At 69.9% G+C, this 12,163-nt stretch carries 14 protein-coding genes; 7 read left to right on the top strand and 7 right to left on the bottom strand.

Annotation, left to right across the window (positions count from 1 at the left end; genetic code table 11):
- Positions 1 to 15 precede the first annotated feature (15 nt).
- Both ON41_RS07275 and ON41_RS07270 read right to left on the bottom strand, forming a co-directional pair.
- Positions 16 to 720, bottom strand: coding sequence for an enoyl-CoA hydratase-related protein (locus ON41_RS07275; protein ID WP_040746246.1), 705 nt, complete (start codon positions 718 to 720; stop codon positions 16 to 18).
- Between the two features lie 22 nt (positions 721 to 742).
- The gene (locus ON41_RS07270) at positions 743 to 1,657 is read right to left on the bottom strand and encodes a ribonuclease Z (RefSeq protein ID WP_040746244.1); all 915 of its coding nucleotides are present in this window, start codon (positions 1,655 to 1,657) and stop codon (positions 743 to 745) included.
- Positions 1,658 to 1,769: 112 nt separating this feature from the next.
- On the opposite strand from ON41_RS07270, the gene ON41_RS07265 reads away from it, so the two are divergent.
- On the top strand, positions 1,770 to 2,552 hold the full coding sequence (locus ON41_RS07265; protein ID WP_040746307.1) for a purine-nucleoside phosphorylase: 783 nt from the start codon (positions 1,770 to 1,772) through the stop codon (positions 2,550 to 2,552).
- On the top strand, positions 2,552 to 4,177 hold the full coding sequence (locus ON41_RS07260) for a phospho-sugar mutase (RefSeq protein ID WP_051161076.1): 1,626 nt from the start codon (positions 2,552 to 2,554) through the stop codon (positions 4,175 to 4,177). The genes ON41_RS07265 and ON41_RS07260 overlap by 1 nt, the downstream gene beginning before the upstream one ends.
- A gap of 31 nt (positions 4,178 to 4,208) precedes the next feature.
- Here ON41_RS07260 and upp read toward each other — a convergent pair whose 3' ends face one another.
- Positions 4,209 to 4,832, bottom strand: a complete 624-nt coding sequence (gene upp / locus ON41_RS07255) for a uracil phosphoribosyltransferase (protein WP_040746242.1) — start codon at positions 4,830 to 4,832, stop codon at positions 4,209 to 4,211.
- Between the two features lie 146 nt (positions 4,833 to 4,978).
- On the opposite strand from upp, the gene ON41_RS07250 reads away from it, so the two are divergent.
- From ON41_RS07250 to ON41_RS07230, 5 genes are read left to right on the top strand one after another with little or no spacing between them, the layout of a single operon-like run.
- Complete coding sequence (locus ON41_RS07250) at positions 4,979 to 5,299, top strand: type VII secretion target (protein ID WP_040746303.1); 321 nt, start codon at positions 4,979 to 4,981, stop codon at positions 5,297 to 5,299.
- Positions 5,296 to 6,438: an NlpC/P60 family protein gene (locus tag ON41_RS07245; RefSeq protein WP_373281326.1), complete on the top strand. Its 1,143-nt coding sequence runs from the start codon at positions 5,296 to 5,298 to the stop codon at positions 6,436 to 6,438. The genes ON41_RS07250 and ON41_RS07245 overlap by 4 nt, the downstream gene beginning before the upstream one ends.
- A complete protein-coding gene (locus tag ON41_RS07240; protein ID WP_051161075.1) occupies positions 6,435 to 6,791 on the top strand; it encodes a hypothetical protein in 357 nt (118 codons plus the stop codon). The genes ON41_RS07245 and ON41_RS07240 overlap by 4 nt, the downstream gene beginning before the upstream one ends.
- Positions 6,792 to 6,814: 23 nt before the next feature.
- A complete protein-coding gene (locus tag ON41_RS07235) occupies positions 6,815 to 7,162 on the top strand; it encodes a YbaB/EbfC family nucleoid-associated protein (protein ID WP_040746240.1) in 348 nt (115 codons plus the stop codon).
- Positions 7,163 to 7,195: 33 nt separating this feature from the next.
- Complete coding sequence (locus tag ON41_RS07230) at positions 7,196 to 8,455, top strand: SatS C-terminal domain-containing protein (RefSeq protein WP_040746238.1); 1,260 nt, start codon at positions 7,196 to 7,198, stop codon at positions 8,453 to 8,455.
- A 3-nt stretch (positions 8,456 to 8,458) separates the two neighbouring features.
- On the opposite strand, the gene ON41_RS07225 is transcribed toward ON41_RS07230, so the two are convergent.
- The 4 genes from ON41_RS07225 to ON41_RS07210 all read right to left on the bottom strand — a co-directional run bounded on the left by ON41_RS07225 (position 8,459) and on the right by ON41_RS07210 (position 12,040).
- The gene (locus tag ON41_RS07225; protein WP_040746237.1) at positions 8,459 to 9,550 is read right to left on the bottom strand and encodes an adenosine deaminase; all 1,092 of its coding nucleotides are present in this window, start codon (positions 9,548 to 9,550) and stop codon (positions 8,459 to 8,461) included.
- A gap of 114 nt (positions 9,551 to 9,664) precedes the next feature.
- Complete coding sequence (locus ON41_RS07220) at positions 9,665 to 10,177, bottom strand: DMT family transporter (protein WP_040746235.1); 513 nt, start codon at positions 10,175 to 10,177, stop codon at positions 9,665 to 9,667.
- Entirely contained in the window at positions 10,174 to 10,698 is a 525-nt protein-coding gene (locus tag ON41_RS07215; protein ID WP_157185393.1) for a DMT family transporter, read from the bottom strand. Before ON41_RS07215 ends, ON41_RS07220 begins: the two co-directional genes overlap by 4 nt.
- A gap of 97 nt (positions 10,699 to 10,795) precedes the next feature.
- Complete coding sequence (locus tag ON41_RS07210; protein WP_246829465.1) at positions 10,796 to 12,040, bottom strand: ArsB/NhaD family transporter; 1,245 nt, start codon at positions 12,038 to 12,040, stop codon at positions 10,796 to 10,798.
- Between the last annotated feature and the right edge of the window lie 123 nt (positions 12,041 to 12,163).

Below are 12,163 nucleotides of genomic sequence, written 5' to 3'. Positions count from 1 at the left end.
GGCCGCAGGTACGCCTCATCCGGCCGCGAACGCCAGGTTCTCCGGAGTGGTCGGCGTATTCAGCCCGGCCAGCGCCTTGCCGTGCAGCGCGCGCTTGATCACCGGCAGGTTCGGCTTGCGATTACCCGCCAGTGCCGCCGCGCGGGTCACGGCGGCAGCGAGCACCTTGTCGGCGTCGGCCTTCTCGTCCGCGATGCCCGCGGCGATCGCGTCGTCGGCGGCGTAGCGGCGGCCGGTGGTCATCGCCTCCAGCGCGACCTGGTTGGTGAGCCGCTCGGTGACCAGGGCGTTCATCGCCACGGTGAACGGCATGCCCAGGTGCACCTCGGGCAGGCACCAGTAGCCGCGGTCGCCGCGCATCACGCGGAAGTCGTGCGAGGTGGCCAGCATCGCGCCGGCGCCGAAGGCGTGCCCGTTGACCGCGGCCACGGTCGCCATCGGGAAGGTCAGCAGGCGGCTGAACATCGAATGCACCCGGTCCAGGTACCAGTGCATGCGGTCGAGATTGCCGAACAGCCAGTCGGTGTCGAGGCCGTTGCTGTAGAACTTGCCGGTCGCGACGGTGACCAGGGCCGCGGGGCCCTCGTGCGCCTCGACCTGGTCGAGCAGGCCGTGGAATGCCTCGATGAAGTCGGGGTGGAAACGGTTCTCGCTGTCGGTCTGGCCCTCGTTGCCCAGATAGAGGACGAAGACGTCCCCGTCACGCTCCAAATATGGCATGCGATCAGCGTAGCGGCATAAGTTACCGGCGAGTCGGGACGGGGACGCGCATGAGATCCTCGGCCACCACCAGTTCGCCGTGGAAGTACTTGCTCGCCTCGGTGCGGTGGCCGTCGAGGTCGGGGTAGCGCTGCGAGAAATGGGTGAGCACCAGCGTGCGCACGCCCGCCGCCTCGGCCACCTGGGCGGCCTCCGCGGCGGTCAGGTGGCCGAATTCGTGGGCCAGCGATACGTCGTCGTCCAGGAACGTCGACTCGATGACCAGCATGTCGGCGTCCTGCGCCAATTCCTCGACGCCCGAACACATCCGGGTGTCCATGACGAAGGCGAACCGCTGACCGCGACGCAGCGTGGACACCTCGTCGAGGGTGACCGTGCGGCCGCCGGGCAGGGCGAGCGCGCCCGTACGTTGCAATTCGCCGATATCGGGGCCCGAGATGCCGAACGCGGCCAGCCTCTCGGGCAGCATGCGGCGGCCGTCGGGTTCGGCGAGCCGGTATCCGAACGTCGCGACCCGGTGCGACAGCGCGACCGCCTCCAGCCGGAACGGCATATCCGGCACCGGCACCGGGCCGTCGGCCGGAATCGGGTGCGGCCGCAGCCCCGGATCCCGCTGGCGCGGCACGATTTCGCTCAGTTTCTCGAAGTAGTCGTGGTCGTCGGCCGGGAACCACACGTCGACCGGATGCGCGACCCGGTCGAGATTCAGCCTGCCCAGCACGCCGGGCAGCCCCAGACAGTGGTCCCCGTGGAAGTGCGTGATGCCGATGCCCGTGATGCTCGCCGCCGAGACACCCGCGTACAGCATCTGCCGCTGGGTCCCCTCCCCCGGATCGAACAGGAGCCCCTCCCCGTCCCACCGCAGAAAGTAGCCGTTGTGGTTGCGCTGGCGGGTCGGCACCTGGCTGGCCGTCCCCAACACGACGAGTTCACGCACGGCCTCATCCTGCCCTGCCGCGCCGAATCCCGGTGTCTACCCCCTGAGACCCGGCCCCGCTCGTCCAGGTTCGACGGGCGAACGGGGGCGCGCCGGGACTACTGTGGCCTCCATGCTTGCCGAACAGGCCGCCGAGGCGATTGCCGACCGTACGGGCGTCGCGCGGCACCGGATCGCGGTGGTGATGGGATCGGGCTGGCAGGACGCGGCGGCCGAGATCGGCACGCCCACGGCGTCCGTGCCGATGAGCGAGTTGCCCGGCTTCGGGAAGCCCACCGCGCAGGGACATCGCAACGCGGTGCACTCGGTGCTGGTGAACGACGTGCCCACGCTGGTGATGATGGGCCGCCAGCACCTGTACGAGGGTTATACGCCGGACGAGGTGGTGCACGGCGTCCGCGCGGCCGTGGCGGCCGGCGCCGAAACCATCGTGCTGACGAACGCGGCCGGGGGCATCCGGCCCGGCCTGCGCGTCGGCGAGCCGGTGCTGATCGGCGATCACATCAACCTCACCGCGCGCACCCCGCTGTCCGGCGCGACCTTCGTGAATCTGGTCGACGCCTGGGACCCGGACCTGCGCGCACTGGCCAAGGAGATCGACCCGACCCTCACCGAGGGCGTGTACGCGGGGCTGACCGGACCGCAGTACGAGACCCCGGCCGAGATCCGCATGCTGGGAACCATAGGGGCCGATCTCGTCGGCATGTCAACGGTCCTGGAGGCCATCGCCTGCCGCGCCGCCGGAGCCCGAGTACTGGGTATCTCCCTCGTGACCAACCTGGCCGCCGGTGTCACGGGCGCTCCCCTGTCGCACGCCGAGGTGCTCGCCGAGGGCCACGCCGCCGCGCCGCGCCTGGGCAAACTGCTGCGCGGCGTACTGGAACGGATCGGCTGATGTTGCGATTCGGAACAGCCGGATTGCGGGGGCCGCTCCAGGACGGCCCCGACGGCATGAACGTCGACACGGTCGCGCGGGCCTCGGCCGGGCTCGCCGACTGGCTGCGGGAGCGCTGCCTCGGCGGCGGCCTGGTGATCGTGGGCCGCGACGCCCGGCACGGGTCGGCGGAGTTCGCCACCGTCACCGCGGAAGTCTTCGCCGCCGCGGGGTTCTCGGTGCTGGCGCTGCCCCGCCCGCTGCCCACCCCGGTCGTCGCGTTCGCCGTGCGGGAGCTGGGAGCCGTTGCGGGAGTGCAGATCACGGCCTCGCACAATCCGGCCACCGACAACGGGTACAAGGTGTACCTCGACGGCGGTTCGCAGCTGATCCCGCCCGCCGACGCCGAGATCGAGCGCCGCATCGAGGCTGTGCGCGAACCGATCTCGCGCGCCGACCCGCGGCCCACCGCACCCGCGCCGTCGACACTGTCGCTGTCGGTCGGGGCCACGGCGAGTCAGATGGGCGAGGAGATCGTCCAGCGCTATCTGGCCCGGGTCGCCTCGCTCCCGTATCTGGTCGGCGGACCGGACGGTCCCGGCCTTGCCCCACCGGGTTCGCGCCCGCGGCCGAGCATCGAATCCGCGTCGGCGCATCGCCCCGAACCCGCACAGCGCGGCGATCTTCGCATCGCGCTGACCGCCATGCACGGCGTCGGCGGCGAACTCGCCGTGACTGCCCTGCACGCGGCCGGGTTCACGGATGTGCATGTGGTGGTCGAGCAGTTCGCGCCCGATCCGGACTTCCCCACCGTCGCCTTCCCGAATCCGGAGGAGCCCGGCGCGTCCGATCTGCTGCTGGAACTGGCGGCGAAGGTGGACGCCGATCTCGCGATCGCGCTGGATCCGGATGCCGACCGGTGCGCGATCGGCGTGCCCGGACCGGACGGATTCCGGATGCTGCGCGGCGATCAGACCGGCGTCCTGCTCGCCGATTACGTGCTGCGCGCCGCGCCGCCGAATGCCTTGGTGGCGACCACGATCGTGTCCTCGCGGCTGCTGAGCGCGCTGGCGCCGGCCCGCGGCGCCCGCTACACCGAGACGCTCACCGGCTTCAAATGGCTGGCCCGCGCGGGCGACGGCCTCGTCTACGCCTACGAGGAGGCGATCGGCCACTGCGTCGACCCGGCGGCGGTCCGCGACAAGGACGGCATCTCGGCGGCCGTCGCGGCGGCCGATCTCGTGGCGCGGCTGCGCGCGGCCGGGCGCACGCCGCGCGACGTCCTCGACGACTACGCCCAGGAATTCGGGCTGTATGTCAACGACCAGGTCTCGCTGCGCCTGGCTGATCAGGTCGCCGCCGCGGAGGTGGTCGCACGGCTGCGCGACACGCCGCCCGAGACCATCGCGGGCGTCCCCGTCACCTGCACGGACCTGTCGCAGGCGCGCGGCCCGCTACGCACCGACGCGCTGATCTTCGAGGGCGAGTCTCAGCGCCTCGTCATCCGCCCGTCCGGCACCGAACCCAAGCTCAAGTGCTATCTCGAAGTCGTGGAAGCTGTTTCGGCCCGAGCGGCGCTCCCCGAGGCAAGGGAAGCGGCCGCCCGGCGTCTGGCCGAGCTGCGTGAGTTCTGCGCGGCGCTCTAACGGTTACCGCAGCGCTGCAAGAGTTCCCGCGTCAACGCGGCCCGAACTGCCGGTCCCCCGCATCACCCAGCCCCGGCACGATATAAGCATCTGCGTTGAGCCCCCGATCCACAGCCGCGGTGACCAACCGTACAGGCAGCCCGGAGTTCTCCAGCGCCGCAACACCTTCGGGTGCGGCGACCACGCAGACCGCGGTGATGTCCGTGGCATTGCGGGCGGCCAGCAGCTCCAGCGTGTGGAGCATCGAGCCGCCCGTGGCCAGCATCGGATCCAGCACGAACACCGGATGTCCGGACAGATCTTCGGGCAGCGATTCCATATACGGCACCGGCTGGTGTGTCTCCTCGTTGCGGGCGATGCCGACGAAGCCGACCCGCGATTCCGGAACCAGCGCGCTGGCGACGTCGACCATGCCCAGCCCCGCCCGCAGCACCGGCACCAGCAGCGGCGGACGTGCCAGCCGAACTCCTTCGGTGGCGGCGACGGGCGTATCGACCTCGAAGCGCGCCACGGGCGCGTCGCGCAACGCCTCGTAGATCAGGAATCCGGTCAGATCCCGCAGTGCCGCCCGGAATCCCGGATTGGCCGTACGCGCGTCGCGCATGGTCGTCAACAGGGTGGCGGCGAGCGGATGATCCACGATGTGCGTGCGCATGAGGGAACGATAAGGTCTCTACGGGGTTCGGGGTCCGGGCCCCCGGCGGATTTCTCGTCCCGGGGGCGGAACCGTTGCCGCAGTGCCTGCGTCGAAGTACTCGGATGCCGTAATCTGCCACCAGACCAGCACGATGGGGGATGTTGATGCACAAGATCTCGGTCGACACCGAGGGCGTCGCCGCCTACGGTGCGACAGCAGGGGGCCTGTCCGCGGAGATGGCCGCCGCCGCGGCCGGTGCGGCCGGCGCCGATCCATTGCTGCTGGGCCCGATCTTCGGACTGATCGGCGGCGATTTCGTCACCGCCTACGCGGCCGCGCACGCGGGCCACGTGGCGGGCATCGGGCAGCTGTCGGCGGTGATGGGCAGCATGGGCGCCGCCGCGGCCGGCGCCGTGGGCGCCTACTCCGAGACCGATCTCGGCGAGGCCGCGGCCATCCGCGCCACCCAGGGGGAACTGCCGTGACGGCCGTGATCGACCTCGAGGCGCTGGCCCAGCCGATCATCGAGCTGCTCTCCAGCTTCGGCCACGGCATCCTGCCGGGCGGCGGCCCGGCCGACGCGCTGCGCCAGGCGTCCACCTCCCTGGACGGAATTCATCAGGCCGGCAGCGCGGGCATCAACCAGATGACCAACGCCTGGCACGGCCAGGGCGGCGACGCCGCGATGGACAAGGCGCTGAAGGTGCAGACCTCCGCGGCGTCCATCTCCGACCGCGGCCTGGACATGGCCGATGTAGTCACCCAGGCCGCCGCCTCCATCGAGACCGGCCAGAAGGAACTGGACGGCATCCTGCAGTCCTTCGTGAAATCGGTGACGGCGCTGGGCCCGGCCGTGACCACCCCGCCCGGCCTGGCGACCGTGGTGAGTTCCGCGATCGACCACCTCGGCCAGGCGCTGAACGTGGTCACCCGCACCCGCTCCGAGATGGACACCCACACAGCGTCGATGACGGAGCTCACCCCGCCGCCGTCCACGCCGTCGACGGCGGGCACCCCCGTCGCCGCCGCGTCGGCCGCCCCGATCGCGAGCGGCCTGTCGACGGCCGGCTCGATGCTGGGCGGCGTCGCCTCCACCGGCGGCTCGATGATGAGTTCGCTGATGAGCCCGGCGTCGGCCGCCACCACGTCGTCCTCGAAGTCGGGCCACAGCTCCGGGACGCCCAAGGACCGGTCGACTTCGACGTCCGGCGAGCGCGGCCGCCACGGCGGCGTCATGATCACCCTGCCCGACGGCAGCCAGGTCGAGGCGCCCAACGAGAAGGCGGCCAAGGCCGTGACCTCGGCCCTGAGCGCCACCGGCACCCCCTACGTCTGGGGCGGCAACACTCCCGGCTCCGGCCTGGACTGCAGCGGCCTCACCAAGTGGGCCTACGGCGAGGCGGGCGTCGACCTCCCGCGCCTGGCAGCGGACCAGAGCGCGGGCGCCATGCCCGTCAGCCCCGGCGACCTCGAGCCCGGCGATCTGGCCATCTGGGATGGTCATGTCGCGATGGTCATCGGTAACGGACAGCTCGTCGAGGCCGGTGATCCCGTACAGACCGGCCCGATCCGAACGGAGAACAGCGGAATGGCGTTCCACGGCTTCTACAGGCCCACCGCATGAGCGACCAGCAGCAGCCACAGCAGCAGATCCCGAACGTCACGGTCGCCGCGAGCACCAATCGCGCCGGCACCATCAGCGTCCGGGCCACCGACCAGGGCATGCCGGTGGAGATCAAATTCGAGCGCAGCGAATACCGTTACGGCGCAAAGGCGTTGGCCGCGGAGATCCTGCGCCTGACCAAGCGGTCGGCTATCGTCGCCAAGGCCCGGCGGCGCGAGCTGCTGGCCGAGTCCGGCATGCCGACCGAGATCCTGGACAAGCTCGGGCTGCCGACGCGCGCCCAGGCGGTCGACGAACTGGACCGCATGGACGACGCGGATACGGGCCCCACGTCCTGGATGCGGCCGGTCTAGGGGAAGCGAAGCGAGGCGCAAACATGAGTGCTGAGATGGATGCCCTGGTCGCACGGGCGACCGACAAGCTCGAGGCGCTGGAGGCCGCGCTGTACGGCCTGCAGCAGGTGCGGGGCCGCTACACCTCCGAGGACGACTCGGTCACCGTCGAGGTGGACTCGAGCGGCGCGCTGGTGGGGCTGGAGCTGGCCGAGACGGTCACCGCGCGGCCACCGGCCGAGGTCAGCCAGCTGATCGTCTGGGCGTGCCAGCAGGCCGCGCAGGATGCGGGCACGCAGCGTTCCGAAGTCGTCGGCAAGCTGAACTCCGCATTCGTGCCGCCGGAGTCGGCATCCCCGGAGTCGGGAACTGTTGGGGGGCGGGCCGAATAGTGCCGCAGGCGTCGGCTCGATAGGCTTCCGGTCATGGCTTCTGGAGACATCGTCCCGATCGAGCTCGGCCTGACCGACGGCGACCTCGTCACACTGTGGGCACCGCGCTGGCGAGACGGTGACGACGAGTGGGAGGCATTCCTCGGTCACGAGGACGCGCTCTACGGTTTCGAGTCGGTGGCGGAGCTCGCCGCGTTCATCCGCACCAACGACGACAACGACCTGGTCGACCATCCGTCGTGGAAGGTGGTGGCCGGGCTGTCGGCCGCGGAGCTGGAGCCGGAGGAGCAGTACGCCTTCGATCTGGTCGGCGTCCCCGAGCTGGCCGCGGGCGAGCCCGATCCGGAAACGCTCTCGGAGCTGGAGGAGACCCTCGACATGGTCCGCACCCTCGGCGAGGTGTGCGAACTCGAGGTGGTCACGAAGTTCTTCGGCTCGCATCCGGTCCTGGGCGCGCTGCCGGCCGGCGTGAGCGCGTTCGCGGGCCGCGAGGGCGAGGAGCTGTGGGACCAGATCGGCGCCGCCATCGCCAAGGACTGGGACGCGGTCGTCGACGCCATCGATTCGGCGATGCAGACCCCCGACGTGGATGCCGAGGCCGTGTCCGTCGCCGAGGCGGAACTGCTTGCGGCCGAAGAGAATGTGGTCGACGCGGAGGACGCCGCCGACAACGACGACGACAACGACTTCGAGCCGGTCAACCTCGACGAGGACGAAGAAGAAGAGGACGACGAGGAGGAAGAGGAGACCTTCTGGCACGAGGTCGGCATCGACCCGGTCAAGATCGTCACCTCCGGCGACACGCTGTTCACCCTGCGCTGCTACCTCGACGACGACCCGGTCTTCCTGGGCACCGAGGGCACCATCACGGTGTTCACCTCCGAGCGCGCCCTGGCCCGCTACCTGGCCGACGACCACGATCACGACCTGGCCCGGGTGAGCACCTACGGCGAGGTCCAGACCGCCGCCACCGACGGCTCGCTGGAGATCGAGGTGAGCGACGAGAACGTCTACGTCCTGCCCGGCCTGGCCGACGACCTGGCCGAGGGCCCGAAGGCGGTCGATATCGAGCAGCTGGACCTGGCGGTCGAATTGTTCACCGACGCAGCCGATTACGCCCAGGACGAGACCGTCGAACAGGCGCTGGCCAAGTCGACCCCGCTGGGCTGGTACGTGTCGTATCTGCTGGAGCCGGATCCGAGCCGGATGGCTCCGAGCCCGCCGTTCACGGCCGAGGCCGAGCAGTGGCGGGCCCTGGAGCAGGCCTTCGAGAACCGGCTGCAGAAGGGCTAGGCGCTAGCCCAGCAGCACGGCGTATCCCGGCTTGATCACCTCGTCGATGATGCGCAGGCGATCCGGGAACGGGATGAAGGCCGACTTCATCGCGTTGATGGTGAAGCGTTCCAGATCGCTCCAGCCGTAATCGAAGGTCTCGACCAGCTTGAGCATCTCGCGGCTCATATCGGTATCGCTCATCAGGCGGTTGTCGGTGTTGACCGTGACCCGGAAGCGCAGCCGGGCGAGCAGGTCGAACGGGTGCTTCTCCAGCGACGGCACCGCACCGGTCTGCACATTCGACGACGGGCACAGCTCGAGCGGTATGCGCATATCCCGCACATAGTTCGCGACCTGTCCGAGCCGCGGTTCGGTCTCGGAATCGGAGATGTCGTCGGTGATCCGCACGCCGTGCCCCAGCCGGTCGCACCCGCAGAACGCGACGGCCTCGTGGATGGACGGCAGGCCGAACGCCTCACCGGCGTGGATGGTGACGTGCGCGCAGTTGGCGCGCATGTACTCGAACGCGTCCAGGTGCCGGCTCGGCGGATAGCCGGCCTCGGCGCCGGCGATATCGAATCCGCCGACCCCGCGGTCGCGGAAGCGCACGGCCAGCTCGGCGATCTCCAGCGAGCGGGCCGCGTGCCGCATGGCGGTGAGCAGGCAGATCACGCGGATCGGGGTGCCGGCCTCGGTGGCCAGGGCGGCGCCCTCCTCGAATCCGGCCAGGGTGTGTTCGACCACCTCGTCCAGCGAGAGGCCACGTTCGAGGTGTTGCTCCGGGGCGAATCGCACCTCGGCGTACACCACGCCGTCCGCGGCGAGGTCGAGAGCGCATTCGCGCGCGACCCGCCGCAGCCCCTCCGGGGTCTGCATCACCGCCACGGTGTGGGCGAAGGTTTCCAGATAGCGCTCGAGCGACCCGCTGTCGGCGGCATCGCGGAACCACTGGCCCAGGGAGTCGGCGTCGTGCGCCGGCAACTGGTCGTAGCCGCACTGGGCGGCCAGCTCGAGCACGGTCGACGGGCGCAGTCCGCCGTCGAGGTGATCGTGCAATACGGCCTTGGGGGCCTGGCGGATCGAGGCAAGGGTCAAAGGCATCGGTCCAGTCATGTACCGACGCTATCCGTCCCGGCCCGGTTCCGCACCCGACTCTCCGTGTGTCCATCCTCTCGCTGGCATGTCGTAGCCGGAATGTCGCCCGCGTGTCGCTGGGGTGACAGCGCCTCAGTACTTCGCCATGAGATAGGAACCGACGATGATCAGCGCGCATCCCGCCAGGCGCTGCACGGTGATCCGGCGGCGCGGGAAACCCATGACGCCGTAGTGGTCCATCACCGTCGCCAGCAGCATCTGGCCCGCGATGATCAGCGCGTTGAAGGTGCTGACGCCGACGCTGGAGGCAACGGCGATCATCGCGAAAATCGCTGCGCCGCCGGTCAATCCGCCGAACGGGGCCCAGCGCGGCATGGCCTTCAGGTCGGCCCGCGACGGCCAGCGCCGGTTCTTCGACAGCGCCAGCGTGACGGCGAAGATGAGTCCGACGCCCGTGAGCGCCACCGCGTAGGAGATCACTCCACACAGAAAGACGTTGTGCAGAGCCAGTTTCAGCGAGTTCTGGCACCCGGCCTCCACCGAGCGCAGGGCCCCGCCGATGAGCATGAAGACGAAGACGAGCGCGAGGGCGCGACCCCGCAGGGACGGGCGCGCAGGGGTTGCGGCGGTGGCTTGCGCGGTCATCGGGATCCCTCCCCCACGAGAACCGCGGGCCGCGGTTCGGGTTGCGACTCACCGGAGTCGCTGGCCATGAGATAGACCGCCACGGTGATCAGGACGGCGGCCACCAGGCGCGGCGGCGTGATCTCCCGGACAGCGAAACCCATCAGGCCCAGGTCGTCCATGATCAGGGCGACCAGCATCTCGCTCACGATCACCACGGCGTTGAAGGTGGCGACGCCGACGTACCGGGCGACGGTGATCATGCCGACCACCGCGACACCGCCGATCAGCCCGCCGAACGGCGCCCACCACGGCATCTGGCGCAGGTCGGCGAGCGTCGGCCAGGCCGAGTCCGAGACCACGGCCGACACCGCTAGGAAGATCGAAAATCCCAGTAGCGCAACGGCATAGGACACCACCGCGCACAACCAGAGGTTCTTCAAGTGGATCTTCTGCGTGTTCTGGCAACCGACCTCGACGGATCGCAATCCGCCCGCGGCCAGGATGAACAGGAAGACCAGCCCAAGAGCGACAGCACTCACGAGCACACGTCCTTCGTCTAGGGAGTAACCCACGCAATGTACCGTCAAATAATGGCACGTTAGTTGAAGGGTTAACCCCAGCGCTGGGAGGCGGGCGTCACATCGCGAGCAGCAGGGCCCCGACGGCCCCGGCGGTCGCGGTCACCGCGAGGACACAGCCCGCCGCCACGAACCGGCCGATCGGGACCCGCACGCCGTGGGTGCGGCAGAACTCGAGGCACAGCAGCGTCGCCAGCGACGCCCACGGCGTGACGACCGACCCGAGATTGGTGCCGATCAGCAGGCCCAGCAGCTGGGTGCGATTGCCCTCGGGAACCACGGCCTCCCCGGCGGTGTAGGCCGGGAGATTGTTGGCCACGTTCGACAGCCCCGCCCCCGCCGCCGCGGCCCGGAACGTCCCGGCCGCACCGGAATCCGCGCCGATCAGCGCGTGCATCAGCGGCGACAGACCGAACCGCCCGAGCGTCGGGACCACCAGAAACAGGCCGACGACGAAGATCAGCAGCTGCCACGGAATCAGCGACGGCCGCAGCGCCGAACGATCGAGGATCGCGAACGCGCCGACGGCGAGCAGCGCGGCGGCCAGGGCGGCGATCCCGATCAGGTCACCGACGATCGGGATCGCGGCGATGAACAGCAGGCACGCGCCGCCGGTGAGGTAGAGCAGCACGCGCCGGCGTGGGTCGTCGATCCGGATCGGCTCCGGCGGCAGATAGCGATCGACGCCCCGCTGCCCGCGCCGCCAGAACCACATCCACAGCCACAGCATCGTCACCACGACCGCGACCAGCTGTGGCAGCCACATCGTCGCGGCGAATTCGGTCCCGCTCAGCCCGACCCGTTCCGCCGCCAGCAGATTCGTCAGATTCGAGACCGGCAGCAGCAGGCTCGCGGTGTTGGCCAGCCAGAGGGTCGTCATGGCCAGCGGCAGGGCCGGAATGCGCGCCGGCACCGCCAGCGCCAGCAGCACCGGCGTGAGCAGCACCGCGGTGGTATCGAGGTTGAGCAGCATCGTGGTCGCGGAGGCGAAGGCCACGCACAACACGAACAACGCCGGATAGTGCCCCCGCCCGACGATCGCGAGCCGATACGCGATCACGTCGAACACCTTCGCCTGCCGAGCCAACTCGGCAAGCACGATCACACTCCCCAGAAACAACAGCAGCGGCCCGACCCGCCGCATATTCGCCGCCGCCTCCGCCCGCGGCAACAACCCCGTCACCACACACAGAACCCCCGCCACCAACAACCCCACCCGAACCCCATCGAGCACGCTGAACCGCCGGGCCACCATCGCGGTAGCCCTGGAACCATGAGTTCCGCTCTTCAGGCGCTCAGACACGCGCCCCATCATCCCAGCACCATGTCCTCCGGTTCCTGTGCGTGGGAATCGCCCCGCCCACACCACTCTCGCTCCCCGCACGCACACCGACCTTGTTTCCGGCACGCTTTTGGCCGGAATCCA

It is taken from the genome of Nocardia transvalensis NBRC 15921, from assembly GCF_000308875.1.
Classification (GTDB): Bacteria; Actinomycetota; Actinomycetes; order Mycobacteriales; family Mycobacteriaceae; genus Nocardia; species Nocardia transvalensis.
The sequence above is the reverse complement of the archived record's forward strand: the minus strand, read 5'-3'. Positions and strand labels throughout refer to the sequence as shown.